The organism is Kitasatospora sp. NPDC094028 (assembly GCF_049543595.1).
Lineage (GTDB): Bacteria > Actinomycetota > Actinomycetes > Streptomycetales > Streptomycetaceae > Kitasatospora.
In genome coordinates, this window is sequence record NZ_JBMVFA010000006.1 from 161,250 (window position 1) to 186,950 (window position 25,701).

Below are 25,701 nucleotides of genomic sequence, written 5' to 3' on the forward strand. Positions count from 1 at the left end.
GCCCGGTCCCGAGCGACGCGGCGCCGGCGTCCACGGGAGAAACCCATGACGAGTCCCACGCTGGAGCGAGAGCACAAAGAGGGAAGCGAGCACCGCGACGCGGCCGTCGCGGCGGACGTCATCGAACGCGCCCGCGGCCTGGTCGACCCGGTCCTGCGGGCCGCCGTCGACTCGCTGCCCGGCGCGATGCGCAAGGTCGCCGGCTACCACTTCGGCTGGTGGGAGGCGGACGGCTCGCCCGCCACCGCCCCTTCCGGCAAGGCCATCCGGCCGGCCATGGTCCTCGCCGCGGCCCAGGCGCTCGGCGGCACTCCCGGCGACGCCGTCGCGGCTGCGGCGGCGGCGGAGCTGGTGCACAACTTCACCCTGCTGCACGACGACGTCATCGACCGGGACGACACCCGGCGCCACCGCCCCACCGCCTGGCGGGTGTTCGGCACCACCGAGGCCATCCTGGCTGGGGACGCCATGCACTCGCTGGCCCTGCGCCTGCTCGCGGAGGACGCCCACCCGGCCGCTCGCGGCTCGATCCGTCGGCTCGCCGACTGCGTGGTCGAGCTGTGCGAGGGCCAGCAGATCGACTGCGCCTTCGAACGGCGGGACGACGTGTCGCTGCCCGAGTGCCTGGCGATGGCGGAGGCCAAGACCGGCGCGCTGCTCGGCGCGGCCTGCGCGATGGGCGCCCTGTACGGGGGCGGCTCCGACGAGGCGGCGCAGGCGATGGACGGCTTCGGCCGCCAGATCGGCCTGGCGTTCCAGCTGATCGACGACCTGATCGGCATCTGGGGCGACCCGGCGGTGACCGGCAAGCCGGTCGGCGCGGACCTGGTCGCCCGCAAGAAGTCGCTGCCGGTGGTGGCGGCGCTGGGCTCCGACACCCCGCAGGGGCGGCGGCTCGCCGAGCTGTACGTCCTCGAACGCCAGCTGAGCGCCGAGGAGTTGGCGCAGTGCGCGGTGGCCGTCGAGGGGGCCGGCGGGCGCGGCTGGGCGCAGGGCGAGTCCTGCGAGCGGATGGCCGCGGCGATGGCGCAGCTGGCCGTGGCCGTGCCGGAGCCGTCCGCGGCCGACGAACTGCTGGCGCTCGCCGAGCTGGTGACCCGCCGCACGCACTGACCGGGGGGCTCGCGCCAGGGGGCCGACCTCCCGCCCCCTGGCGCGTCAGCCGAGGGCGGCCAACAGCCTTTGCTCCTTGGCCGGTTCGATGCCCTGCCGGAACGCCGCGTCCGGCCGTCCCTTGCGGCCCTCCGCGTCGGTGTCGTCCACCGGCCCGCGCGTGCGCAGCCACGCCCAGGTGTCCCGTACCGTCTCGGCGAACGGGCGGCAGCGCAGGCCGGCGGCCCGGGCGCGACTGCTGTCGACCTGCCAGATGTGCGCCCAGTCCGGCAGGTCCGGTGCCCAGAAGGGGAGTTCGAGCCAGGGCGTGACCTGGTCCGGCCCCTCGGCGAGCAGCGCGGCGTCGTCCACCCAGACGAGTTCGGTGTCCGGCGCGCCCGCGACCTCCCGGCAGGTCTCCAGCCACTGCCCGAAGGTGAGCAGTCCCGGCGGCGCCGTGGTGAGGAACCGGCCCGCCGTCCCGGCCGTCAGCCGGTCGAGCCCGAAGGCGGCGAAGTCCCGGACGTCGATCACCTGGACGGTCCGTCCCGGATCGCCGGGGGCGAGCACCCGCCCGCCGCGCGCCATCCGTTCCAGCCACCAGGGCAGCCGCCCGCCGAACTCGTGCGGCCCGATGAGCAGCCCGCTCCTGAGGACCAGCGTCCGCCCGGTACCGAAGTGCTCCAGCACGGCGCGCTCGCAGCCGGCCTTCAGTTCACGGCCGAACGGCCGGCCGGGCGGGGCGTCGGCGGGGCAGGGGAGCAGCGGCGAGTCCTCGGTGATCACCTGGACGGCCCAGTCGGTGTGGGCGTGCACTGAGGAGACGAAGGTGTAGTGCGCGGCCCGGTCGCGCAGCAGCCGGGCGGAGAGCGCGGCCTGCGCGGGCTGCTGGGCGGAGGTGTCGACGACGGCGTCCCAGCTGCGGCCGTCGACCAGCCGGGCGAGGTCCTCGGCGCTGTCGCGGTCGCCCCGGACGGCGTCGACCCCGGGGAGGTCGCCCGCGCTGCGGCCGCGGTTGAAGGTGGTCACGTGGTGGCCGCGGGCGAGGGCCTCGGCGGCGTAGGCCCGCCCGAGGAAGGACGAGCCACCGAGCAGCAGGATCTTCATGCCGGTCAGCCTGCCCCGATCGCAGGCCCCGCGAGCGGGGGTTAGCGCTGAGCAGAGCGGGGCCGTGCGCGCGCCGGAGCCCGCCGTCCGCGGGCCGGAGCCCGCCTCCCGTGGCCCCGAGCCCACCGCCCGCGCGCCGCGCGCTCGGCATGCCGCCCCACCCGGCCCCCCTTAGCATCCGACGTGTACCCCTACTCCCGGTTCGGGCGCCGTCCCGCCGTCCCGCCGACCCCCGTCCCTCCCGCGCGAAGGACCCTCCGATGACCCAGCCCGAGCTGGAGGCCCTGGCCGCCGACGCGTACGTCTACGGCTATCCGCTGGTCGCCGGCCTCACCATGGTCGAGCGCTTCACCCAGGGCGGCCTGGGCACCCTCCCGGCGGCGGGGTTCAACCACTTCAGCCACGCCACCCGGCTGGCCGGCCCGGGCGACCACTTCGTCTCGGTGAACAACGACACCATCTACTCGATCGCCCAACTCGACCTCTCCGAGGGCCCGTTGGTGCTGAACGTGGCGGACGCGGCGGGCGCCTACTACGTGCTGCAGTTCATCGACGCCTGGACGGCCAACACCGCCTACCTCGGCCGCCGCGCCACCGGCACCGGCGAGCAGACCTGGCTGATCGTCCCGCCCGACTGGCACGGCACCCCGCCGGACCCGGCCCGGGTGATCGAGCTGCCGACCACGGTCGGCACGATCGTCGGCCGCTTCGCCTGCGCCGGCCCGGAGGACCTGCCCCGGGTCCGGGCCCTGCAGGACGGCCTCACCCTGCGCCCGCTGGAACCCGGCGGCCTGGTGGCCGGCCTGCCCGAGCCCGACCAGGACGTCCCCGAGCGGCTGGCCTTCTTCGAACGCCTGCGGGTCTGGATGCGGGCCTTCCCGCCGTCCGCGCAGGACATCGAGTACCAGCGCCGGTTCGCCCCGCTCGGCCTGCTCGACGAGGGCGCCTCGCCGTACCGGGCGGCGGCCGAGCAGTGGACGTTCGCGCTCGCCAAGGGCCTGGCGGCGGGCCGCGAGCGGGTCGAGGACGCCACCCGCCCGGCCGAGGATCACCCGCTCGGCGAGTGGCGCGGCGCGCTGCACCTCTTCGACTACAACTCCGACCACCTGGGCCCCGGCACCCTGGACGACCCGGAGTGGCGCATCCCCGACCGCCGCGCCGCCTACCTCAGCCGGGCCGCCGCCGCCCGGGCCGGCCTCTGGGGCAACCACGCCTACGAGGCCTCGTACGCGATGACCTACGACGACGCGGACGGCCGCCCGCTCAGCGGCGCGCACCGCTACACCCTCCACTTCGACCAGCCGCCGCCCGCCGAGGCGTTCTGGTCGGTCACCATGTACGCGCTGCCGGACTACTACCTGGTGGAGAACCCGATCGACCGCTACTCGATCGGCGACCGCACCCCCGGCCTGGTGTACGGCGCGGACGGCTCGCTCACCGTGACCCTCCAGCACGAGCAGCCGGAGGACGCGACGGCGGCGGCCAACTGGCTGCCCACTCCGGTGGGTGAGTTCCGCCCGATCATGCGGATCTACCAGCCCGAGGCGGCCGTCCTGGACGGCAGCTACCAGGTGCCGCCGATCGTCCGCGTGGACTGACCGCCCGCCCCGCCGAGCCGCCCGTCACGCCCGCTTACCGCCCCGCCAAGCCGCCCGTCACGCCCGCTACCGTTCCGCCGGCGAGGCCGCCGCCGTTCCGCCCGGGTGCGGCGAGGCCGTCGCCGTGGGCGCCCCCGAGGCGGGCGCCGAGGGCTTCGGCGCCCCGGACGGCGAGCCCGACCCGGCGGGCGTCGACGGTACCCCCGTCGCCGGGCCGCCGGAGGGTGCGTGCGAGGGCGGGGCCGTGGCGCTCGCGGACGGCCCCGCGGTGGGCGCCCCCGTCGCCCCGCCGCTCGCCCCGCCGCCGCTCGGCCCGCCGGTCGAGGGGCCGGTCGAGGGCGCCGTCGCGGACGGCTCCGGCGGCGAGGAGGCCGAGCCGCCCCGGTTGTGCGGCCCGCCCTCCAGGGTGACCACCGCCTGCGAGGGCGGCAGCGCGATCCGGGCCGTCCAGTGCGTGCCGGGCGCCAGGTCCTCGTCGACGGTGACGATCACGGTGATCCGCTGGCCGGGCGCGAGCGTCCCGGAGTCGCGGCTGAGCCGGAGCCAGCCCGCGTCCGTCACGGCCCGCCAGCGGATCTCCGTGGCGCCGGAGTTGGTGAGGGTGAGGACGGTGCGGCTGCCGTACTCGCCGGCCTCGACGGTGAGCAGCCCGCCCGCGACCGGGTCGTCGGTCCCGCCGCCGGGCGCGGAGGCCTGTTGGGCGAGCGGGGCCGGCGCGGCGACCAGGGCCGGGCTGCCGAGCGGGGTGGCGCCCCGGGCGGGCACGGGGACGGCGGGGCCCTGAAAGGTCAGCCGCGGAAATCCGGGCAGCAACGTTTCTGCACTACCCACCCCGCCCACGCCCGCTCCCGCCCCGGCCAACTCCAGCCCCGGCACCCCGGCCCCCGGCCGCCCCGCCCCGGCACCGCCCGCGTCGCCCGCCCCCCACGGCAGCCGCTGCCCGGCCGGTCGTCCGCCCTCGTCCACCCGCACCGCCGACACCGAGGCCGCCGCCCCCGCCCCGCCGCCGCCCCGGTGCCCGGCCCACAGCGCCACCACCGGCGCCGCCAGGACGGCCGCGAGCACCCCGGTGGTCACCACCCGCCGCCGGATCGCCAGCCCGCGGCCCGCGTCCGGCGCCCGGTGCCGGGGGAAGCCGCCCTGGTCGAAGCGCAGCCCCGGCTCGACCCCCCGCGCCCCCGCCGCCGGCACGCCCGCCACCGGCAGGAACGCGACCTCCGCCGCCGGGGCGGTCAGCAGCGCCAGACCCGACAGCCCGGCCGCGCCGTCCACGGCCTCCCCGGCCACCCGCCCCGCCGTCCCCCGGCAGGTCGGGCAGTCCACCACGTGCTGCACCAGCTCCCGCCGCAGCGCCGGCCCGAGCACCCAGTCCCGCCAGGACTCCGCCCCGGCCCCGCCGAGCCGGTCCAGCTCCGGGCAGCTGCCCACGCCCAGCACCAGCAGCGCCGCCCGGGTCCTGGCCACCTCCGCCTCGGCGCCCGCGAGCAGCGCCCGGGCCTGCTCGAACGCCAGGCCCAGCACCGCGGCGACCTCCAGCGGGGTCAGCCGGTGCCGCACCGACAGCTCCAGCGCCTCGCGCTGCTCCGGGTCGGTGCCGGCCGCCTCCGGCCAGGCCAGCGAGGCCAGTTCGCGCCGCCGCCGGGCCGCCTCGGCCTCCGGCAGCTCCGGATCGGGCTCCCGGCCGCTGCCGTCCGCGAGCCGCCGCAGGCAGCAGTACCGGGCCAGCGAGAACAGCCAGGCCCGGAGCAGTCCGGGCTCGGCGAGCCGGGTGCCGTGGCGCCGCGCCAGTTCGCGGACCTCGCGCAGGGCGTCGGCGGCGGCGTCGTGCTCGCACAGCACCGAGAGGCAGTAGGTGAACAGCCCGTCCACCTGCCGGTCGTACGCCGCGAGCACGGCCTCGGCCCGCGTCCCGGCGGCGGCCCGCAGCGGTGCCCCGGCCCGGTGCCGCACCCCCGCCGGCCGCTCCGCCCCGGCGGAGGCCCCGCCGCCGGGGCGCACCCCGGCCGCGCCCGGCGTCCTTTCGATACGCGTCGTCACCCGTCCGAAGGTAGGTTCACCGGGCACCCGGTCCCCGCCATTCGGCGCGTATGTACTTCTTTCGGGTAACAACATCGCCCATCTGTGTGGATGCCCGGCGCGCCCACTGGCGTCCGCCCGCCCGCGCGCCCGCCCCGCCCCGGCCCTTGCGCCCGCCCCGCTCCGGCCCTCGCTCCCGCCCCCTGCCCCCGGCCCCGCTCGCCGTCCCGCCCTTGTCGGACCCACCCGCTACCGTGTGCCGCATGCCTCCGCGTTCCAAGACCACCGCCAAGCCGCGCCCGGCCTACCGCTGCACCGAGTGTGGCAACCAGCTGCCGAAGTGGGTCGGCCGCTGCCCGGAGTGCAACGCCTGGGGCACGGTCGAGGAGTACGGCGCGGTGCCGATCCGCACCACCGCCGCCGGCCCGGTCAGCGCGCCCGCCCGTCCGATCGCCCAGGTGGACGGCCAGGTCGCGACGGCCCGCTCGACGGGCGTGCCGGAGCTGGACCGGGTGCTCGGCGGCGGGCTGGTCCCCGGCGCGGTGGTGCTGCTGGCCGGCGAGCCCGGCGTCGGCAAGTCCACCCTGCTGCTGGACGTCGCCGCCAAGGCGGCCACCGCGCAGCACCGCACCCTCTACGTCACCGGCGAGGAGTCGGCCGGCCAGGTCCGGCTGCGCGCCGACCGGATCAGCGCCCTCTCCGAGCACCTCTACCTCGCCGCCGAGCAGGACCTCGGCGCCGTGCTCGGCCACATCGAGGCGGTCAACCCCGGCCTGCTGATCCTGGACTCGGTGCAGACCATCGCCTCCGCCGAGCTGGACGGCGCCCCCGGCGGCCCGGCCCAGGTCCGCGAGGTGGCGGGCGCGCTGATCCGGGCGTCCAAGGAGCGCGGCATGGCCACCCTGCTGGTCGGCCACGTCACCAAGGACGGCCAGATCGCCGGCCCGCGCCTGCTGGAGCACCTGGTGGACGTGGTGCTGAGCTTCGAGGGCGACCGGCACGCCCGGCTGCGGCTGATCCGCGGGGTCAAGAACCGCTACGGCGCCACCGACGAGGTGGGCTGCTTCGAGCTGCACGACGAGGGCATCGTCGGCCTGGCCGACCCGTCCGGCCTCTTCCTGACCCGGCGTGACAAGCCCGTCCCCGGCACCTGCCTCACCGTCACCCTGGAGGGCAAGCGCCCGCTGGTGGCCGAGGTGCAGGCGCTGATGGTGGATTCGCAGATCCCCTCCCCGCGCCGCACCACCTCGGGCCTGGAGTCGCCCCGGATCGCGATGATCCTGGCCGTGGTCGAGCGGCACGGCGGGGTGAAGCTCGGCAAGCAGGACATCTACACGGCGACGGTCGGCGGGGTGAAGCTGTCCGAGCCGTCCGCCGACCTCGCGGTGGCGCTCGCGGTGGCCAGCTCCTCCACCGACACCCCGCTGCCCAGCAACCTGGTGGCGATCGGCGAGGTCGGCCTGGCGGGTGAGGTGCGGCGGGTGACGGGCGTGCAGCGCCGGCTCGCCGAGGCACACCGGCTGGGCTTCACCCACGCCCTGGTCCCGCCGGACCCGGGCAAGGTGCCGCCGGGCATGAAGGTGGTGGAGGTGGCCGACATCGGCGAGGCGCTGCGGGCGATCCCGGGCCGCCGCCGTTCCGCCGCCAAGCCGCGCGGGGAGGCGCGGGGTGAGGCCGCGTCGGCCCCGCCGGCCCCCCGCGCACCCCAGGTCGCGGCCCACCCCGACGAGCTGATGGACGGCTGGGAGCCGCTCGACTCCGACGAACTGCGCTGACCCAAGCCCTGCCGAAGCCGCACGCAGTTAGACTTTCCCCAGTCTCATTGGCCAGAAGGCAGTACCGAGCGGTACTGAGCGACAGAGCAACAGACCGCGGACCGGCGCACGGCGCGAGGCGCGCGGCACGGGGTCGACCGGAGGAGTCACGTGGCAGCCAGCGACCGGGGGGCGGACAAGGCCTCCCGCGAGGAGGCCCTGCTGCGGGCCTCCCTCACCGCCATCGCGCCCGGCACCGCCCTGCGTGACGGTCTGGAACGGGTCCTGCGGGCCAACACCGGTGGCCTGATCGTGCTGGGCTTCGACAAGACCGTCGAGTCCATCTGCACCGGCGGCTTCGTCCTGGACGTCGAGTTCACCGCGACCCGGCTGCGCGAGCTGTGCAAGCTGGACGGCGCGGTGGTGCTCGACAAGGACATCACCAAGATCGTCCGGGCCGGCGTCCACCTGATGCCGGACTCCACCATCCCCACCGACGAGACCGGCACCCGCCACCGCACCGCCGAGCGGGTCAACCGGCAGACCGGCTTCCCGGTGGTCGCGGTCTCGCACTCGATGCGCCTGATCGCCATGTACGTCAACGGCACCCGCCGGGTGCTGGAGGACTCCACCACCGTGCTGTCCCGCGCCAACCAGGCGCTGGCCACCCTGGAGCGCTACAAGCTGCGCCTGGACGAGGTGGCCGGCACGCTCTCCGCGCTGGAGATCGAGGACCTGGTGACGGTCCGGGACGTCACCGCCGTCGCCCAGCGCCTGGAGATGGTCCGGCTGATCGCCACCGAGATCGCCGGCTACGTGCTGGAGCTCGGCATCGACGGCCGCCTCCTCTCGCTCCAGCTGGACGAGCTGATCGCGGGCGTGGAGCCGGAGCGCGAACTCGTCGCCCGGGACTACTTCCCGGAGCGGGCCGCCAAGAAGGGCCGGACGGTCACCGAGGTGCTGGCCGATCTGGAGGCGCTCACCCACGCCGAGCTGCTGGACCTCCAGACGGTCGCCAAGGCGCTCGGCTACTCGGGCACGCCGGAGTCGCTGGACTCCGCGGTCTCGCCGCGCGGCTACCGGCTGCTGGCGAAGATCCCGCGCCTGCCCAACACGGTCATAGAGCGCCTGGTCGAGCACTTCGGCGGCCTGCAGAAGCTGCTCGCGGCCAGCATCGACGACCTGCAGACGGTCGAGGGCGTCGGCGAGACCCGGGCCCGCTCGGTCCGCGAGGGCCTGTCCCGCCTTGCCGAATCGTCCATCCTGGAGCGCTACGTCTGAGCCGTCCCGGACGGCAGACGGAACACCGGAGCCCCCGACCGCGCGGTCGGGGGCTCCGGTCCGTCCGGGGCGGCGCGCTCAGCCCTCCAGCTTGATCTGCGCCCGGGCCAGCACCTTCTCGCCGGAGAGCCCGCTGAGTTCGGCGACCACCTGGTAGTTGCCGGCCGGCACCGGGGCGGCGTCGGGGGTGGCGCACTCCGGCTTGCTGCGGCTGCGGTCCCAGGTGAAGGTCTCGCCCTGGCTGCCGTTCGCCGGCACCTGCACCCACTTGGCGCCCTTGTCGGACGGGCAGTCGGCGGAGGACCAGATCCGGTCGTTGGAGGTGACCGTGATCGCGGAGGTGGTGCGGCCGAGGTCCACCCGGCAGGCGGCGCCGGAGTTCTTGACCGTCAGGACCAGCTGCTGCTTGTCCTTCGGCTGGTTCGGGTTCTGGACCGGGGTCAGCTCCAGCGCCACCTGCGAGGAGACGCAGAGCGGGAGCTTCATGACGTCGGCCGTGTTCACCGGCGGAGTGCCGCCGCTGGAGCCCGGGTTGGCACCAGCACCGCCGCCGGAGCCGCCGGTGACGCCGCCGGAGCCCGGGTTGGCCCCGGTCGCCCCGCCGTTGATGCTCACGTCGCCGCCGGAGCCGCCGGAGCCGCCGGAGCCGCCGGAGCCGCCGGAGCCGCCGGACGTTCCGGAGCCGCCGGAACCTCCGGAGCCGCCGCCGGGCGGGGCCGCCGGGCCGGAGGAGGGGGCACCGGGCGTGATGGCCGGGGCCGGGGTCTGGTTCGGGGACTGGGACGGTACGGCCTGGGCGGCCTTGCTCGGTGAGCCGCCGTCACCGCCTCCCTGATCGCTCATCAGCCAGGCGATCAGGGCGACGACCGCCACCACGGCGGCGAGCACGACGACGCGCCGGCGCCAGTAGATCGAGGCCGGCAGAGGTCCCACGGGTTGACGCAGAGAGGGCACGCCCAAACTCTACGAGACTGTGTGTGCCTGTTGACTCACCAACACCGCACAGTCGCCCCTTCCTTCACATGATCCGCCATTTGAGCTGTTCGAGGGAGCTTCCATGCGCGGAATCCCGGTGAATTCCCCGCATCGTCCGGAGTTCCGTCCTCCACTTCGGCTCGCCCGCCCGGCATGGGAGGATCGAAGGGCCATGACTGCCATCACCACCGCCACCGCCGCCCCCGGGCTGCCACTGCCTCTCCCCGTGCTGCACGAGACCGTCCTCGACTGGTACGAGGCCAGCAAGCGCGACCTGCCCTGGCGGGCCCCGGACGCCACGCCGTGGGGCGTCATGGTGAGCGAGTTCATGCTCCAGCAGACCCCGGTGAAGCGGGTGCTGCCCGCCTGGCAGGCCTGGATGGCCCGCTGGCCCACCCCGGCCGAGCTCGCGGCCGAGCCGGCCGGCGAGGCCGTCCGGATGTGGGGCCGGCTCGGCTACCCGCGCCGCGCCCTGCGGCTGCACGCCGCCGCCGTGGCGATCACCGAGCACCACCTCGGCGCCGTCCCGGACGACCACGCGACGCTGCTCGCACTGCCCGGGGTGGGGGAGTACACCGCCGCCGCGGTGGCCTCCTTCGCCTTCCGCCAGCGGCACGTGGTGCTGGACACCAACGTCCGCCGGGTCTTCGCCCGCGCGGTGACCGGCGTCGAGTACCCGGCCCAGGCCACCACCGCCGCGGAGCGCCGGACGGCGACCGCGCTGCTGCCCGCCGACGCCGAGACGGCGGCCACCTGGGCGGTCGGCGTGATGGAGCTCGGCGCACTGGTCTGCACCGCCCGCGGCCCGGAGTGCGGGGACTGCCCGCTGTTCGCCCACTGCGCCTGGCAGCGGGCCGGCTGCCCGCCGTACGAGGGCCCGGCCCGGCGCGGCCAGACCTACGAGGGAACGGACCGCCAGGTGCGCGGCAAGCTGCTCGCGGTGCTGCGCGAGGCGCACGGTTCGGTCGAGCAGGCCCGGCTGGACGCGGTCTGGCCGGACGCGGTGCAGCGGGCCAGGGCGCTGGACGGCCTGGTCGCGGACGGCCTGGTCGAGCCGGTCGAACAGGGCGTCTACCGCCTGCCCCAGTAGGACCGGACGAGGACGGCGCCCCGGGAGGAACGATCCTCCCGGGGCGCCGTCGTGTGTCGGTCGGTGCCGTCCGTCAGGCGGCGGCCGCCTCCAGCGAGGACTCGGCCGGCTTGTCGGCGCCCGGGCCGGCGCCGCGCAGCGGCACCTCGCGGATGAACACCGCGGCGGCCAGCGCGATCACGGCCACGCCGGCGCCCCACAGGAAGACGGTGTGCATGCCGTTGGACACCGCGTGGTGGTACGCGTCCTGCAGGAATTCGGGCTGCTGGCGCAGGTCGGCCGGGCTCATCTGCCCCGGGTCCTTCAGACCGCCGGGGGGCAGCTGCTTGCCGGCCAGCTGCTCCTTCATGGTGTCGGCGACCCGGTTGTTGAACAGCGCGCCGAACAGGGCGACGCCGAAGGAACCGCCGATGGTGCGGAACAGGGTGGCGGTGGAGCTGGCCACGCCCATGTCCTTCTGCTCCGCGCTGTTCTGCGCGAGCAGCATGGTGATCTGCATCAGGAAGCCCATGCCCGCGCCGAGCACGATCATCCAGCAGGCCGAGGTGAAGCTGCTGGTCCCGATGCCCATGGTGGAGAGCAGGATCATGCCGGTGGTCATCACGACGGTGCCGATGATCGGGAAGATCCGGTACTTGCCCGTCTTGGTGACGACCTGGCCGACGACCAGCGAGACGACCAGCATGCCGAACATCATCGGCATCAGCAGCAGGCCGGAGTTGGTGGCCGAGGCGCCCTGGACGATCTGCTGGTAGAGCGGCAGGAAGACGGTCGAGCCGAACATCACGAAGCCGACGATGAAGCCGATGATCGAGACCATCGTGAAGTTCCGGTTGCGGAACAGGCTCAGCGGCAGCATCGGCTCCTCGACCCGCTGCTCCACGTAGCAGAAGGCGATCAGCGCGGCGAGCGCGAGCACCGCCAGGCCGATGATGTGCTTGGAGCCCCAGGCGTACTGCTGGCCGCCCCAGGTGGTGATCAGGGTCAGCGAGACGATGCCGGTGGTGAGCAGCAGGGCGCCCAGGTAGTCGATCCGGGCGTTGTTGCGGACCTTCGCCAGCTTCAGGGTGACGGTGACGACGGCGAGCGCGACGATGCCGAGCGGCAGGTTGATGTAGAACGTCCAGCGCCAGCTCAGGTGGTCGGTGATGAAGCCGCCGATCAGCGGGCCGCCCACGGTGGCGAGCGCCATCACCGCGGCGAACATGCCCTGGTACTTGCCGCGCTCGCGCGGCGGGACGAGCGCACCCATGATCGACATGACGCCGACCATCAGACCGCCGGCGCCCAGGCCCTGCAGGGCGCGGAAGCCGATCAGCTCGCTCATGTTCTGCGACAGGCCGGACAGTGCCGAGCCCACCAGGAAGATCACGATCGAGGTCAGGAAGGTGCCCTTGCGGCCGTAGAGGTCGCCGAGCTTGCCCCAGATCGGGGTGGAGGCGGCGGTGGCCAGGATGTACGAGGTGACGACCCAGGACAGGTGCTCGGCGCCGCCGAGTTCACCGACGATCGTCGGCATCGCGGTGCCGACGATCAGGTTGTCGAGCATGGCCAGCAGCATGGTGACGACCAGGCCGATCATCACGAGGCGGATCTCGCGGGGTGACCGCGGCTGCTCCTCCTCGGCCGTCTTGCCCTCCGGTGCCGGGCCGGCGGTCTTGGACTGTGACATGGGGTGGGTCTCCCGGAGGTCTCTCGGACGAGCTGCTTGGACGAGCTTTGCGGACGGGCGTCGCGCCGCGCTGCGGCGGCGATGGCGATCACTTACTTGTCGCCCGGCTAGTTTATCGATCGTCGGCACGGTAAGTTGTTTCCTAGCCGGTCGTCAAGCCAGTTTCCCGAGCGGCCTCCCGGGCAGGGAGAATGTGCCCGGGGCGGACGTCCACCCGGGGTCCGCAGCAGTAGTCACCGACGCAGTCATGAGGCAGGCCATGGGCACACCGCACAGCCCCCGCAGCGACACCCGGGCTCGCATCATCGAGGTGTCTCTGGAGCTCTTCTCCGAGCGGGGCTACGAGCAGACCTCGCTGCGCGAGATCGCCGACCACCTGGGTGTCACCAAGGCCGCGCTCTACTACCACTTCAAGACCAAGGACGACATCGTCCTCGGCATCGTCGACCGGATGTCCGCGCCGATCGACGAGACCATCGAGTGGGGCCGGAAGCAGACCTGGAGCCCCGAGCTCCGCGACGAGCTGATCCGCCGCTTCGCGGACGGCATGGGCGCGCGGGCGCCGCTGCTGCGCTTCTTCCACGAGAACCAGCCCGCGATGCGGGAGTCCCCGGCCGGCCTGGCCTTCCGGGAGCGGATCGTCAGCATGATGCAGCTGGTGCACGGGCCGGGCGCGGACTTCCCGGACCGGCTGCGGGCGGCGATGTCGCTGTTCACCATCCACTCGGCGATGTTCCTGCTCCAGCAGGACAGCAAGGACGGCGAGACCGCGGACGGCGGGTGCGGCCCGGTCGACGACGTGTGGGGCGAGCCGAGGCGGAAGGCGACCGTCGAGGAGGCCACCGAGGCCGCCCGGACGGTCGCCCTGGAGATCGCCGGCCGGATCGCCGACCCGACCCGCCCCTGACCTCCGGGGCGGGTCCGGGGTCCGGGGCCGGGCGCCGGGGCGGGAAGGTCAGAACGCGGTGACGCCGTGCCCCGCGAGGTACGCGATCGGGTCGACCACCGCGCCGTAGCGGTTGCTGGTGCGGATCTCGAAGTGCAGGTGCGGCCCGGTCGAGTTGCCGGTGCTCCCGGACAGCCCGATCCGCTCGCCCGCCGACACGCGGTCGCCGGCCGCGACGGCGACCGCGGACAGGTGCGCGTACTGCGCGAAGTGCCCGTCCGCGAGCCGCAGGACGACCTCCTTGCCGTACGCGCCGTCCCAACCGGCCGACACCACGGTCGCGTTGCCGACCGCGAGCAGCGCCGTGCCCGGGGCGACCGCGAAGTCCACCCCGGTGTGGTACCCGGCCGCGTACTCGGAGTTGGCGACGCCGTACGGGTTGCTGGTCGGCGCGCCCGGCACCGGTGCCGACCAGTCGGGGGCGGGTGCGGGGGCCGGCGCGGGCTCGGGTTCCGGGGCCGCCGCGGGGGCAGCGGCCGGCGGCTCGGTCGGCAGCAGGTTGGCGGCCACCGCGACGGACTCCCGCGCCGAGTTCCCGTCACCCGGCAGCCGGTACGGGCTGGGCCCGGTCAGCTGGACGATCCCCGGGCTGGGCACCGCGGCCTGCGGCGCGGTGAAGGCCGAGGAGCCCGGGGTGGTGGGCCGCACGGTCTGCGCCGCGGCGCTGCCGGGCGTGGCGACCAGGAGCGCGCCGGCGAGCAGCACCGCGGCCGCCCCGGCGGAGACCACCGCCTGGTCGCGCTCCGCCCGTTGGCGGCTGCCGGGCAGGGTGGTGTGCCGGGGCGCGGCGATCGTGCGCAGCGGCGCGGCGTGGGTGCGGACGGTGCGGAGGGTACGGCCGAGCCGGGGCTGCCAGGCCGCCGCCTGGGCCACCGCGTGGGCGGCGAGACGGCGCAGGGCCGGCTGCACGGACGGGACGTCGGACATCGGTTGCCGTACCTCACGGATCGTAGGAGGGCAGCACGAAGGGCCCGTTCGGGGCGTGTGCTGAGCGGGGGACCACTCAGGTGTAACCGTCACCGAGCGGACTCCCAAACGCGGTGACGTACTACGGCGTGTAGTCAGCGTGGTGCCGGAGATTCAAGCCGACGGAGTAATGATCATGAGATCGGATCGTCCTCACCTGGGCGGCTGCCCCGGGCCGCCCCGCCGCCCGCGCTACTACCGCCGCTCGTACCGGCCCGGGCCGCTGTGAGAAGCCCCACCCGCCGCCGTGGTTCGAGCCGCCGGCGAGCGCACAAAAGCGTCCGGCCCGCCCCCGCGCGGTGCGGGGACGGGCCGGACGGACGGCGGCCGGGGCCGCCTGGTCGGACTCCGTGGAGCCGGAGGGCTCCTACGGTCCGCTCGGTCAGATGTTGTCGACCGGGCGGACGCGGATCCAGGTCTCCAGGTAGTTCGAGGACTCGTTCTCGACCTCGATGCTGGTGCCGGTCTTCGGGACGTTCACGCCGCTGTACGGGTTGTCCTTCGACCACCAGTCCTTGAGGTCGTTGAACTCGTCGACGCCCTTGGACTTCGGGATGACCGTCTCGACGCCGTTCTTGTGCAGGGTCAGCGCCGGCACGCGACGGGAGCCGAAGGTCGAGTCGAAGCCCTGCATGCGCGGACGCATCAGGGCGCCGTCCGACCACTTCAGCGGGGTCGGGTGCGAGTCGACCGGCAGGATCAGGCCCTGGCCCGGGTGGGCGCTGACGTTGTTGTCGGTCTGGGACTCGTCCCAGTACCAGATCAGCAGACCGGGCTGGTAGGCGTAGTGCTCGACCCAGTTCGGCTTGGTGGTGGCCCAGCCGAAGTTGTACGGGCCGGTCTTCAGCGTCTGGTCGAACGACACGTACTGCCGGTTCTCCGCGATGTAGTACTGCGCGTAGTCCTTGGTGTACGAGCCGGCGAACCGGGTGAAGCCGTCCGCGGTCCAGCCGTTGTCACCCTTCTCGACGTCGTCGCTGAACACGGTGGCGCCGTCTGCGGTCACCGAGATGTCGTCGACCGCGAGGCCGCGGTAGTGCAGGCCGCCGTCCGTGGTGTTGTGGTAGCGGAACTTGACGGCCTTGCCGGCGTACGCGTCCAGGTTGAAGGACAGGTCGCCCCAGGCGGCGGTCAGGCCGCTGATGGCCGGGCGGCCGTTCTCCTTGGGCAGCGCGGCGCCGTTCCAGGTGCCGTCCACGACGGTCCAGGTCTTGCCGCCGTCGGCGGAGACCTCGCCGAAGGCGAAGTCGAAGTCAGGCTCCAGCTCGTACCAGGCCTTGGCGTTGATGCTGGCCTTGGTCCTGCCGGTCAGGTCGATGTCGCGGGTCAGCGTGACGTTGAGGTTGTCGGCGCTGCCGCTCCACCACTCGGTGCTGCCACCGAACGGCTTGTTGATCTCGGTGGTGATGCTCTTCTTCGGCAGGTCGACGATCAGCGCCTGCGGGAGCTTCGAGTTGTACTCGACCGGACCGATGTGGTGGGTCGACTCGGTGCCGGCCTTGGCGTGGTCGGCCTTCAGCCACCCGAGCTTGTACTTGCTCCAGGCGTCGAGGTCGTTCGGCATGTCGCCGATGCTGTCCTTGCCCTCGCCGAGCCAGGAGCCGGAGGACATCAGCGACCAGAAGCCGACCGAGTTGTCGATTCCCTTGCCCGCGGTGTCGTAGAGGTCCGGCAGACCGAGGTCGTGGCCGTACTCGTGGGCGAAGACGCCGAGGCCGCCGTTCTCCGGCTGCATCGTGTAGTCGCCGATCCAGAAGCCGGTGTCGCCGACCTGCACGCCGCCGAGCTTGTTGCCCGCGGGGCCCGCCTGACCGGTCAGGTTGCCGTAGACGTAGCTGCGGTGCGCCCACAGGGCCTTGCTGCCCTGCTTGCCGCCACCGGCCGACTTGTCCTCACCGGCGTGCACGATCTGGAAGTGGTCGATGTACCCGTCGGGCTGGTTGAAGTTCCCGTCGTGGTGCGAACCGTAGCGGTCCCACTGGTCGTACGAGGCCAGGGTCGCCTTGATCTGCTCCTGGGTCTGACCCTTCGCCACCTGGTCCTTGTACCAGATGTCGACGGCGTCGCGGATCAGGTCCTGCGCGCTCTGGCAGACGTTGGAACCGCAGTAGTCCGAGCCGTACCGGGCCTCGTTCCACGGAACCCGCACCCAGTCCGAGACCACGCCGTCGACCGAGTAGCGGCCCGAGGACTGCTTCTCGTAGAAGGTCTTCAGCGAGGGCTTGTCCTTGGAGAAGTACAGGTCCTGGTAGTGCTGCTGGTTGTAGTCGGCCTGCCACGCGGTCGAGTTGTTGGTGGCGCTGTCCGGCTTCGCGATCTCGTTGTGCTTCGGACCGGCCTCGCCGCCGTACTTGACCTTGCCGTCGGGAGTCTTGGTGGTGTTGTCCACCTGGTCGCCGAAGTCGACGAGGATGGTGAAGATCTTGTCCGTGCGCTCACGGGCGAGCTCGACGTACTTGTCCTTGCCGAGCTTCACGCTGGTCGAGCCGTTGTGCTGCTCGACCTGGGCCGTGCCGTTGAGCAGCTGCTCGGTGGCGGCCTTCTGCTCCGCCTCCACCTTCGCGGTCAGCGGACCAGGGATGTTGTGCTCGGTGTTGACGGACTGCACGGCGTCGGCCGGGTCCTTGGGCACCGGCGCCGAGCCGGACGCGACGGCGCTGCTCGGGAACAGCCCCGCGCCGAGCGTGACTATGACCGCCGCGGCGGTGGCGACCGCCGCAGCTCTCCTGGTGGTCTTCAACGTTGTGACGTCCTCCCCGCCGGGGCCGACTCTTGGCCAAGGCCCGGTAAACCAATATGAAAGACAGGTGGACGACATTTGACCGAAGTGGGGTCGGAAAAGATAGACCTTGACCGTGACATGGCCACGGCGCTATGCTCGCCGACTTTCCGTCAGGTGACGAATCGTTCGAAAACGCCAGGTCCCGGGCCTGCGAAGGACATCCGGAACGCCAAGAGCCCCCGGCGCGAACGCCGGGGGCTCTCAGCTGTGAAGTTGTCTGTTAAATGTTCCTCTACTTCGTCAGGTCAGGGCCGGACGAAGCGACCTCGGCGGGGGTGTCGGCGACGGCCGACTTCTCCTCGCCGCGGAAGGTGAACTTGGCGTCCTTGCCCTCGCCCTCGACGTCGACGACGACGATGTGGCCGGCCCGCAGCTCGCCGAAGAGGATCTTCTCGGAGAGGTGGTCCTCGATCTCGCGCTGGATGGTGCGGCGCAGCGGACGGGCACCCAGGATCGGGTCGTAACCGCGCTTGGCGAGCAGCTTCTTGGCCTCGACGCTGAGCTCCAGGCCCATGTCCTTGTCCTTGAGCCGCTCGTCCACCTTGGCGATCATCAGGTCGACGATCTGGATGATGTCGTCCTCGGACAGCTGGTGGAACACCACGATGTCGTCGACGCGGTTCAGGAACTCGGGGCGGAAGTGCTGCTTGAGCTCCTCGCCGACCTTCGCCTTCATCCGCTCGTACCCGGTCTGGGTGTCACCCGTGGCCGCGAAGCCCAGGTTGAAGCCCTTGGAGATGTCCCGGGTGCCGAGGTTGGTCGTCATGATGATGACGGTGTTCTTGAAGTCGACCACGCGGCCCTGGGAGTCGGTCAGGCGACCGTCCTCCAGGATCTGCAGCAGCGAGTTGAAGATGTCCGGGTGGGCCTTCTCGACCTCGTCGAAGAGCACGACCGAGAACGGCTTGCGGCGGACCTTCTCGGTCAGCTGGCCGCCCTCCTCGTAGCCCACGTAGCCGGGCGGGGAGCCGAACAGCCGGGAGACGGTGTGCTTCTCGGAGAACTCGGACATGTCGAGCGCGATCAGCGCGTCCTCGTCGCCGAACAGGAACTCCGCCAGCGTCTTGGACAGCTCGGTCTTACCGACGCCGGACGGGCCGGCGAAGATGAACGAACCGCCGGGGCGCTTCGGGTCCTTGAGGCCCGCACGGGTGCGCCGGATGGCCTGGGAGAGCGCCTTGATGGCGTCCTTCTGGCCGATGACGCGCTTGTGCAGCTCGTCCTCCATGCGCAGCAGGCGGGAGGTCTCCTCCTCGGTCAGCTTGAAGACCGGGATGCCGGTGGCGGTGGCCAGGACCTCGGCGATGAGCTCCTCGTTGACCTCCGCGACGACGTCCATGTCGCCGGCCTTCCACTCCTTCTCGCGCTTGGCCTTGGCCTGCAGGAGCTGCTTCTCGTCGTCGCGCAGGGACGCGGCCTTCTCGAAGTCCTGCGCGTCGATCGCGCTCTCCTTCTCGCGGCGCACGTCGGCGATCTTCTCGTCGAACTCGCGCAGGTCCGGCGGCGCGGTCATCCGGCGGATGCGCATGCGCGAGCCGGCCTCGTCGATCAGGTCGATCGCCTTGTCCGGCAGGAAGCGGTCCGAGATGTACCGGTCGGCCAGGGTGGCGGCGGCGACCAGGGCGGCGTCCGTGATGGAGACCCGGTGGTGGGCCTCGTAGCGGTCGCGCAGACCCTTGAGGATCTCGATGGTGTGCGGCAGCGAGGGCTCCGCGACCTGGATCGGCTGGAAGCGGCGCTCCAGCGCGGCGTCCTTCTCCAGGTGCTTGCGGTACTCGTCCAGGGTGGTGGCACCGATGGTCTGCAGCTCGCCGCGGGCCAGCATCGGCTTGAGGATGCTGGCGGCGTCGATGGCGCCCTCGGCGGCGCCCGCGCCGACCAGGGTGTGCAGCTCGTCGATGAACAGGATGATGTCGCCGCGGGTGCGGATCTCCTTGAGCACCTTCTTCAGGCGCTCCTCGAAGTCACCGCGGTAGCGCGAGCCGGCCACCAGGGCGCCCAGGTCCAGCGTGTAGAGCTGCTTGTCCTTGAGCGTCTCCGGGACCTCGCCCTTGACGATCGCCTGGGCCAGGCCCTCGACCACGGCGGTCTTGCCGACGCCGGGCTCACCGATCAGCACCGGGTTGTTCTTGGTGCGGCGGGACAGCACCTGCATGACCCGCTCGATCTCCTTCTCGCGCCCGATGACCGGGTCGAGCTTGGCCTCGCGGGCGGCCTGGGTGAGGTTGCGGCCGAACTGGTCCAGGACCAGCGAGGTCGACGGGGTGCCCTCGGCGGGCCCGCCGGCCGTGGCCGACTCCTTGCCGCCGCCGGTCTGGTAGCCGGAGAGCAGCTGGATGACCTGCTGGCGCACCCGGTTGAGGTCGGCGCCCAGCTTCACCAGGACCTGGGCGGCGACGCCCTCGCCCTCGCGGATCAGGCCGAGCAGGATGTGCTCGGTGCCGATGTAGTTGTGGCCGAGCTGCAGGGCCTCCCGGAGCGACAGCTCCAGGACCTTCTTCGCCCGGGGGGTGAAGGGAATGTGACCGGACGGGGCCTGCTGGCCCTGGCCGATGATCTCCTCGACCTGCTGGCGAACGGCCTCAAGAGAAATCCCGAGGCTCTCCAGGGCCTTGGCGGCGACGCCCTCGCCCTCGTGGATCAGACCCAGGAGGATGTGCTCGGTGCCGATGTAGTTGTGGTTGAGCATCCGGGCTTCTTCCTGAGCCAGGACGACAACCCGCCGCGCGCGGTCGGTGAACCTCTCGAACATCGTTTATCGCTCCTCAGAGCGGTCGGGCAGTTCGGGGTCCGTCCCCGCCCTGTCCTTCCGCATGCTAGTCCCGCTCAGCGGCGCGGCCCACGGATTCACTCCCCGGTAGAGGAGCGAGATGCTGCGCGACCAGCCGACACCAATCCCAACCTGATGATGGGAAACGGTGTTCCCACAGGTGGGCCGGATGCACCGGAATCCGCTACGCCATCGGCGAACATGAACCGCCGGTGCGGAGTCGGCCCGGCCCCGGCCGGTCGCCCATACTGCCCCTGGCCGGGTCGAAGAACCCGTCCACCTGCATTCATACCCGGTATCGGGGCGGTTCTCGCGCAGTTTCCGCGGTGGCGGTGTTCGCCTGGCGAGAAGTCGGGCCGCGGCGACGGCTGTTCACTGCCGGCCGGGACGGCCGGTACGCCGTTCCGGTGGTGTCCGCGTTACCGCTTCGCCCCTACAGCGTCGCACAGCCCGTGACGGTGGGGCCTCCCGAGCCCGGGCCCGGGGGGCCGCCGCACCGGGTTCTCCGGCGGGCCCGTGGGGGCGCGCCGCGGGGCGCGGAGGAGATTCCTCCGCGCCCCGCGCGTGCTTCGTCGTCCGGTGCGCGACAGCCGGGGCCCCGCACCCGCTCCGGCCCGCCGACCGCGACGGGGTCAGGCGACGTTGGCCTTGTCGTAGGCATCGCGGACGATGCTCGGCACCCGGCCGCGGTCGTTGACCTCCATGCCCTGCTCCTTGGCCCACGCGCGGATCTTCGCGGTGTCCGGGGCGCTGCCGCCGGCCGGGCGCTGTGCCGAGCCGCGGCCCGGGCGACGGGCGCCGGCGAGCCGGCCGCTCTGCTTGCGGCCCTTCTCCACGTAGGGCGCCAGCAGGCCGCGGAGCTTCTCCGCGTTGGCGCTCTTCAGATCGATCTCGTAGGCAACGCCGTCGAGCGCGAACGTCACCGTCTCGTCCGCCGACCCGCCGTCGAGATCGTCTTCAAGAATGACCTGCACCCTCTGTGCCACGGGCTTCCCTTTCCGCTAAACGACCCATTGCCTAAGGAAAGGAAAGCGCCTTTCTGCGGAAAACACAAACCCTTGACCGGCGCGGACCGGCTCAGAGGTGGAGCAGCATGCGCGAGTTGCCCAGTGTGTTGGGCTTCACCCGCTCCAGGTCGAGGAACTCCGCGACACCTTCATCGTACGAGCGGAGAAGTTCTTCATAGACGTCCGTGGCGATCGCCGCCGGGTCCGCCGAGGCCTCATCGGCTTCCTGAAGCTCACCGATCTCCACGAAACCGTGTTTCGCGAAGAAGCCCACCTCGAACGTCAAGCAGAAAATCCGACGGACGCCGAGCCAGCGGGCCGTCTGCAACAGCTTCTCCAGCAACTGGTGCCCGACCCCGAAGCCCCGGCAGGACGGATCGACCGCGAGGGTGCGGACCTCGGCGAGGTCCTCCCACATCACGTGCAGTGCGCCGCAGGCCACCACCGTGCCGTTGTCGTCGCGCTCGGCGACCCAGAACTCCTGGACGGATTCGAACAGCGTGACCGTTGGCTTGTCGAGCAGAATGCCGTCGCGCGAGTAGGCGTCGATGAGGCCGCGCACGGCCCGCACGTCGGTGGTCCGCGCACGGCGGATGGTGACCTCCATGGGCGGGACGTTATCGCGTCGCGCCGGGCGCGGTCTCCCCGGTATCCGGTCCGGCCGCCGCGGAATCCGCCGGCGGCGGATCGGGCGGGAACAGCGCCGCCACCCGCAAGGCGTCCCGCAGGGCTTCGCGCTGCTCCGGCGACATCAGCCCGAAGAAGTGCACCAGGGCGGCCGCCGGATTGTCGCTGGTGGCCCACGCGTCGTTCATCAGCGCCGCGGTGTAGGCCTCTCGGGACGAGACCGGTTCATATCGATAGGCCCGGCCGGCCCGCTCCCGGCGCAGCCAGCCCTTTCTGTGCAGCTTGTCCAGGACGGTCATCACCGTCGTGTACGCGATTTCGCGTTCCGACTGCAGATCCAGGAGAACCTCGCGAACCGTGACCGGTCGGTTCCACCGCCACACCCGGGTCATGATGGCGTTCTCTAGTTCGCCGAGTTGCCGGACCATAGTGCGGCCAGGATAGGGAGTGAATGGGGCAAATCTTGTGAAGTGCGCCAAACCGGCGCGCCGCCACCCCCGCTAATCGGGAATGGCGGCGCGCCGGTGCTCCGAGCGGCTGACGGCGTCAGTCGAGGTCTTCCTTGGCCTTCTGGGCCCCGCCCTGGCTGCGGACGATGGCCCGCACCAGGAAGCCGAAGCCGATCGCCATGACCAGCGGCGGCACGATCGCGCTGACGTAGTCCATCAGGTCACTCCTCCTCGGTCTTCTCCGCCGTCGCGGCGGAAGCCTTCGGCTCCGGCTTCACCAGCGGGAAGAGCACGGTCTCCCGGATGTTCTTGCCGGTGAGCAGCATGATCAGGCGGTCCACGCCGAGGCCGAGGCCACCGGTCGGGGGCATCGCGTACTCCAGGGCGCGCAGGAAGTCCTCGTCCACCTGCATCGCCTCGACGTCGCCGCCGGCCGCCAGCAGGGACTGCGCGGTCAGGCGGGCGCGCTGCTCGACCGGGTCGACCAGCTCCGAGTAGGCGGTGCCGATCTCGGTGCCGAAGATCACCAGGTCCCACTTCTCGGCCACGCCCGCGATCGAGCGGTGCTGGCGGGTCAGCGGGGAGACCTCGGTCGGGTAGTCCTTGATGAAGGTCGGCCGGACGGCGTTCTCCTCCAGCAGGCGCTCGACCATCTCCAGCACGATCTGGCCGTGGCCCCACTCCTTCTCGAAGGGGATGCCGTGCTCGGCGGCCAGCTTGCGCAGCTCCTCGACGGTGGTCGCCGGGGTGACCTCGACGCCCAGGTGCGCGGAGATGCCCGGGTAGACGCTGACCTCCGCCCACGGCTCGGCCAGGTCGATCTCGTGCTCGACGCCGTGCGCGTCGACGCCCTTGATCACCGTGGTGCCCAGGGCGTCCCGGGCGGCGTTGACGATCGTCTCGCGGATCAGCTCGGCCTGGGTGTCGTAGTCGCCGTAGGCCTCGTACGACTCCAGCGAGGTGAACTCCGGGTTGTGGGTGGAGTCCGCGCCCTCGTTGCGGAAGTTGCGGTTGATCTCGAAGACCTTCTCGGCCCCGCCGACCACCAGCCGCTTGAGGTACAGCTCGGGGGCGATCCGCATGTAGAGGTCGATGTCGTACGCGTTGATGTGCGTCTTGAACGGACGGGCGTTGGCGCCGCCGTGCACCGGCTGCAGCATCGGGGTCTCGACCTCGATGTAGCCGCGGTCCTCGTAGGTGCGGCGGATCGAGCGGACCACCTTGCTGCGCAGGTGCAGGATCTCGCGCGCCTCGGGGTTCACGATCAGGTCGACGTAGCGCTGGCGGACCCGGGCCTCCGGGTCGGTCAGGCCCTTGTGCTTGTCCGGCAGCGGCCGCAGGCACTTGGCGGTCAGCTCCCAGCGGTCCACCATCACCGACAGCTCGCCGCGCTTGGAGGTGATCACCTCGCCCTCGACGCCGACCTGGTCGCCCAGGTCGATGTCGCCCTTCCAGGCCGCCAGCCGCTCGGCGCCCAGCTTGTCCAGGGAGAGCATCACCTGGAGGTCGCCGGTGCCGTCGCGCAGGGTGGCGAAGCAGAGCTTGCCGCCGGTGCGGGACAGGATGACCCGGCCGGTGATGCCGGCGCGCTCGCCGGTGGCGGTGTCGGGCTCCAGGTCGGGGTGCTTGGCGCGGAGGTCCGCGATGGTGCTGGTGCGGGGGAAGCCGACCGGGTACGGGTCGACACCGGCCGCCCGGAGCCGGTCCAGCTTCTCGCGCCGGACGCGCATCTGCTCGGGAAGGTCGTCGGTCGCGGGAACAAGGCTCTGATCGCTCACCCCACAAGGGTAGCCAGCCGCACACCGTGCTCCGCGACCGGATTGCGTCTGAGGGGAGAGCGCCGCGCGGCGCTCTCCCCTCAGACGCGGGGCCGGCGGGCTCAGCCGGTGCCGGTGGCGAGTTCGACGTTCTCGGGCGCGCTGTCCGCCGGGGGCTCGGGGCGGGCGGGCGGCTTGGGGCGGCGGCCGAAGAGCTCGGCGGGGGTGGGCATCCGGTGCGGGCGGGGCGGGGCCGGCGGGGCGGCGGCGGGCTGCTCCGGGCGGGAGTCGCGGGAGTCGGTGCTGCTCATGGTGATCCGTCCTCCAACAGGGATGGGGAGACTGCTCGGCGGTGCGGCGGGGTTCGGTACGGCCACCAGGTGGCGGTGCTGCCCGGAGGTGAGGGCGAGCCGTTCGCGGACGGCCGCCTCGGCGAGCGCGTGGCAGCGGCCGGCCAGCCGGGAGCGGCGGGCCCGCTCGTGCTGCCCGCAGGGCTGCCGGGTGAGCCCGCGCAGCGCGGTGAGGTCCTCGGGCCCGGGCAGGTACCCGTCCGCCACGGCCTCCTCCAGCCGTTCCAGGTACCCGGTCGCGCCGCCGGGCAGGGCGGAGCGGTAGCGGCCGAGGTCGGCGAGCAGGAAGGCGCGCAGCCGGCCGCCCTCCTGGACGGCCTCGTCGATCGCCTCGGTCAGGTACAGCGCGTCCTGGACGTCCTCGGCCCACAGCTCGGCGCCCGGGCCGGCGCAGGCGGTGCGGTCGGGCCGCTGGAGGTGGACGGGGACGGCGGGGTGCAGGGCGTGGGCGAGGGCGCGGCGCAGCACGCGGACTTCGTCGGCGCTGAAGGCCATGCCGCCGCGCGATCCGTGTGGCGTAGGCATGGGTTGACACTACGTGAGGAATATCCGATTTGTCGGTAACGTCGCGCCGAACAACCCACGATCGGCCGGACGGGAGGAACCGCCCGGCCCCGCGCCGGGGAGCGTCAGCTCGGCCGGTTGCGTTCGTAGACGAGCCGCAGGCCGATCAGGGTCAGCCAGGGCTCGTGGACGTCGATGGTGGTGGCCTCGCCGAGGACCAGCGTCGCCAGGCCGCCGGTGGCGATGACCTGGACGTCGTCCGGGTCCTTGGCCAGCTCCCGGGCCATCCGCTCGACCAGGCCGTCGACCTGGCCGGCGAAGCCGTACAGGATGCCGGACTGCATGCCCTCGACGGTGTTCTTGCCGATCACGTTGCGCGGGCGGGCCAGCTCGATCTTGCGCAGCTGGGCGCCGCGCATGCCGAGCGCCTCGACGGAGATCTCGATGCCGGGGGCGATCGCGCCGCCGACGTAGTCGCCGCGGGCGTTGACCGCGTCGAAGGTGGTCGCGGTGCCGAAGTCGACCACGATGCACGGCCCGCCGTACAGGTGGTTGGCGGCCAGCGCGTTGACGATCCGGTCGGCGCCGACCTCCTTGGGGTTGTCCATCAGGACGTGCACCCCGGTCTTCACGCCGGGCTCCACGATCACCGCGGGGACGTCGCCGTAGTAGCGGCGGGTCACCTCGCGGAGCTCGTGGAGCACGGCGGGAACGGACGAGCAGATCGCCAGCCCATCCACCACGGCCTCCCGGACCGCGGCGTGGTTGCCCATCAACCCCTGCAGCAGCACCGCCAGTTCATCGGCCGTGCGGCGCGGATCGGTGGAGATCCGCCAGTGTTCCACCACGTCCTCGCCGTCGAACAGGCCGAGTGTGGTCTGGGTGTTGCCGACGTCGATGGTGAGGAGCACGGGGACGCTTTCTGCGAGTCGGGACGGGTCTGCGGTCGACTCCGGAC

The 25,701-nt window shown here is 72.5% G+C and carries 19 protein-coding genes; 6 read left to right on the plus strand and 13 right to left on the minus strand.

Going from position 1 to position 25,701, the window contains the following annotated elements; all coding sequences use genetic code 11:
* The first annotated feature begins 45 nt into the window (after positions 1 to 45).
* Positions 46 to 1,113 carry a family 2 encapsulin nanocompartment cargo protein polyprenyl transferase gene (locus tag ACPC54_RS12500; RefSeq protein WP_498964122.1) on the plus strand — a complete coding sequence of 356 codons (1,068 nt, stop codon included), beginning with the start codon at positions 46 to 48 and terminating at the stop codon, positions 1,111 to 1,113.
* Positions 1,114 to 1,158: 45 nt separating this feature from the next.
* On the opposite strand, the gene ACPC54_RS12505 is transcribed toward ACPC54_RS12500, so the two are convergent.
* Entirely contained in the window at positions 1,159 to 2,199 is a 1,041-nt protein-coding gene (locus ACPC54_RS12505; protein ID WP_498964124.1) for an NAD-dependent epimerase/dehydratase family protein, read from the minus strand.
* Between the two features lie 260 nt (positions 2,200 to 2,459).
* Between ACPC54_RS12505 and ACPC54_RS12510 the strand changes: the two genes are divergently transcribed.
* A complete protein-coding gene (locus ACPC54_RS12510; RefSeq protein WP_498964127.1) occupies positions 2,460 to 3,797 on the plus strand; it encodes a DUF1254 domain-containing protein in 1,338 nt (445 codons plus the stop codon).
* 66 nt (positions 3,798 to 3,863) lie between these two features.
* Here ACPC54_RS12510 and ACPC54_RS12515 read toward each other — a convergent pair whose 3' ends face one another.
* Entirely contained in the window at positions 3,864 to 5,834 is a 1,971-nt protein-coding gene (locus tag ACPC54_RS12515) for a BACON domain-containing protein (RefSeq protein WP_498964129.1), read from the minus strand.
* A gap of 242 nt (positions 5,835 to 6,076) precedes the next feature.
* Here ACPC54_RS12515 and radA point away from each other — a divergent pair, with 242 nt between their 5' ends.
* Positions 6,077 to 7,588 carry a DNA repair protein RadA gene (gene radA, locus ACPC54_RS12520; protein WP_498964131.1) on the plus strand — a complete coding sequence of 504 codons (1,512 nt, stop codon included), beginning with the start codon at positions 6,077 to 6,079 and terminating at the stop codon, positions 7,586 to 7,588.
* Positions 7,589 to 7,789: 201 nt separating this feature from the next.
* A complete protein-coding gene (disA, locus tag ACPC54_RS12525; protein ID WP_498964454.1) occupies positions 7,790 to 8,848 on the plus strand; it encodes a DNA integrity scanning diadenylate cyclase DisA in 1,059 nt (352 codons plus the stop codon).
* A gap of 78 nt (positions 8,849 to 8,926) precedes the next feature.
* Here disA and ACPC54_RS12530 read toward each other — a convergent pair whose 3' ends face one another.
* The gene (locus tag ACPC54_RS12530) at positions 8,927 to 9,781 is read right to left on the minus strand and encodes a hypothetical protein (RefSeq protein WP_498964133.1); all 855 of its coding nucleotides are present in this window, start codon (positions 9,779 to 9,781) and stop codon (positions 8,927 to 8,929) included.
* Between the two features lie 214 nt (positions 9,782 to 9,995).
* On the opposite strand from ACPC54_RS12530, the gene ACPC54_RS12535 reads away from it, so the two are divergent.
* Positions 9,996 to 10,913, plus strand: a complete 918-nt coding sequence (locus ACPC54_RS12535) for an HhH-GPD family protein (RefSeq protein ID WP_498964135.1) — start codon at positions 9,996 to 9,998, stop codon at positions 10,911 to 10,913.
* Between the two features lie 73 nt (positions 10,914 to 10,986).
* Here ACPC54_RS12535 and ACPC54_RS12540 read toward each other — a convergent pair whose 3' ends face one another.
* A complete protein-coding gene (locus ACPC54_RS12540) occupies positions 10,987 to 12,585 on the minus strand; it encodes an MDR family MFS transporter (protein WP_498964137.1) in 1,599 nt (532 codons plus the stop codon).
* Positions 12,586 to 12,844: 259 nt separating this feature from the next.
* Here ACPC54_RS12540 and ACPC54_RS12545 point away from each other — a divergent pair, with 259 nt between their 5' ends.
* On the plus strand, positions 12,845 to 13,492 hold the full coding sequence (locus tag ACPC54_RS12545; RefSeq protein ID WP_498964139.1) for a TetR/AcrR family transcriptional regulator: 648 nt from the start codon (positions 12,845 to 12,847) through the stop codon (positions 13,490 to 13,492).
* A 48-nt stretch (positions 13,493 to 13,540) separates the two neighbouring features.
* On the opposite strand, the gene ACPC54_RS12550 is transcribed toward ACPC54_RS12545, so the two are convergent.
* The 9 genes from ACPC54_RS12550 to ACPC54_RS12590 form a co-directional block, all read right to left on the minus strand.
* Positions 13,541 to 14,458: a M23 family metallopeptidase gene (locus ACPC54_RS12550; protein WP_498964141.1), complete on the minus strand. Its 918-nt coding sequence runs from the start codon at positions 14,456 to 14,458 to the stop codon at positions 13,541 to 13,543.
* 421 nt (positions 14,459 to 14,879) lie between these two features.
* Entirely contained in the window at positions 14,880 to 17,237 is a 2,358-nt protein-coding gene (locus ACPC54_RS12555; RefSeq protein WP_498964143.1) for an immune inhibitor A domain-containing protein, read from the minus strand.
* A gap of 274 nt (positions 17,238 to 17,511) precedes the next feature.
* Entirely contained in the window at positions 17,512 to 20,031 is a 2,520-nt protein-coding gene (locus tag ACPC54_RS12560) for an ATP-dependent Clp protease ATP-binding subunit (protein ID WP_498964145.1), read from the minus strand.
* Positions 20,032 to 20,681: 650 nt separating this feature from the next.
* Positions 20,682 to 21,035, minus strand: coding sequence for a histone-like nucleoid-structuring protein Lsr2 (locus ACPC54_RS12565; RefSeq protein WP_498964147.1), 354 nt, complete (start codon positions 21,033 to 21,035; stop codon positions 20,682 to 20,684).
* A gap of 91 nt (positions 21,036 to 21,126) precedes the next feature.
* A complete protein-coding gene (locus ACPC54_RS12570; protein ID WP_498964149.1) occupies positions 21,127 to 21,663 on the minus strand; it encodes an amino-acid N-acetyltransferase in 537 nt (178 codons plus the stop codon).
* Positions 21,664 to 21,673: 10 nt separating this feature from the next.
* A complete protein-coding gene (locus ACPC54_RS12575) occupies positions 21,674 to 22,111 on the minus strand; it encodes a BlaI/MecI/CopY family transcriptional regulator (RefSeq protein WP_045704342.1) in 438 nt (145 codons plus the stop codon).
* 242 nt (positions 22,112 to 22,353) lie between these two features.
* A complete protein-coding gene (gene lysX / locus ACPC54_RS12580; protein ID WP_498964151.1) occupies positions 22,354 to 23,910 on the minus strand; it encodes a bifunctional lysylphosphatidylglycerol synthetase/lysine--tRNA ligase LysX in 1,557 nt (518 codons plus the stop codon).
* Between the two features lie 101 nt (positions 23,911 to 24,011).
* Positions 24,012 to 24,764, minus strand: a complete 753-nt coding sequence (locus tag ACPC54_RS12585) for a hypothetical protein (protein WP_498964153.1) — start codon at positions 24,762 to 24,764, stop codon at positions 24,012 to 24,014.
* A 104-nt stretch (positions 24,765 to 24,868) separates the two neighbouring features.
* Positions 24,869 to 25,654 (minus strand): type III pantothenate kinase, encoded by a 786-nt coding sequence (locus ACPC54_RS12590; RefSeq protein ID WP_498964155.1) that lies wholly within the window; start codon positions 25,652 to 25,654, stop codon positions 24,869 to 24,871.
* Between the last annotated feature and the right edge of the window lie 47 nt (positions 25,655 to 25,701).

What these genes read in the sequence shown, in the direction of transcription:
- ACPC54_RS12500 (WP_498964122.1), top strand. Translation starts at nt 46, where the DNA reads ATGACGAGTCCCACGCTGGAGCGAGAGCACAAAGAGGGAAGCGAGCAC.
- ACPC54_RS12505 (WP_498964124.1), bottom strand. Translation starts at nt 2,199, where the DNA reads ATGAAGATCCTGCTGCTCGGTGGCTCGTCCTTCCTCGGGCGGGCCTAC.
- ACPC54_RS12510 (WP_498964127.1), top strand. Translation starts at nt 2,460, where the DNA reads ATGACCCAGCCCGAGCTGGAGGCCCTGGCCGCCGACGCGTACGTCTAC.
- radA (WP_498964131.1), top strand. Translation starts at nt 6,077, where the DNA reads ATGCCTCCGCGTTCCAAGACCACCGCCAAGCCGCGCCCGGCCTACCGC.
- ACPC54_RS12535 (WP_498964135.1), top strand. Translation starts at nt 9,996, where the DNA reads ATGACTGCCATCACCACCGCCACCGCCGCCCCCGGGCTGCCACTGCCT.
- ACPC54_RS12540 (WP_498964137.1), bottom strand. Translation starts at nt 12,585, where the DNA reads ATGTCACAGTCCAAGACCGCCGGCCCGGCACCGGAGGGCAAGACGGCC.
- ACPC54_RS12545 (WP_498964139.1), top strand. Translation starts at nt 12,845, where the DNA reads ATGGGCACACCGCACAGCCCCCGCAGCGACACCCGGGCTCGCATCATC.
- ACPC54_RS12550 (WP_498964141.1), bottom strand. Translation starts at nt 14,458, where the DNA reads ATGTCCGACGTCCCGTCCGTGCAGCCGGCCCTGCGCCGTCTCGCCGCC.
- ACPC54_RS12560 (WP_498964145.1), bottom strand. Translation starts at nt 20,031, where the DNA reads ATGTTCGAGAGGTTCACCGACCGCGCGCGGCGGGTTGTCGTCCTGGCT.
- ACPC54_RS12570 (WP_498964149.1), bottom strand. Translation starts at nt 21,663, where the DNA reads ATGGAGGTCACCATCCGCCGTGCGCGGACCACCGACGTGCGGGCCGTG.
- ACPC54_RS12575 (WP_045704342.1), bottom strand. Translation starts at nt 22,111, where the DNA reads ATGGTCCGGCAACTCGGCGAACTAGAGAACGCCATCATGACCCGGGTG.
- ACPC54_RS12585 (WP_498964153.1), bottom strand. Translation starts at nt 24,764, where the DNA reads ATGCCTACGCCACACGGATCGCGCGGCGGCATGGCCTTCAGCGCCGAC.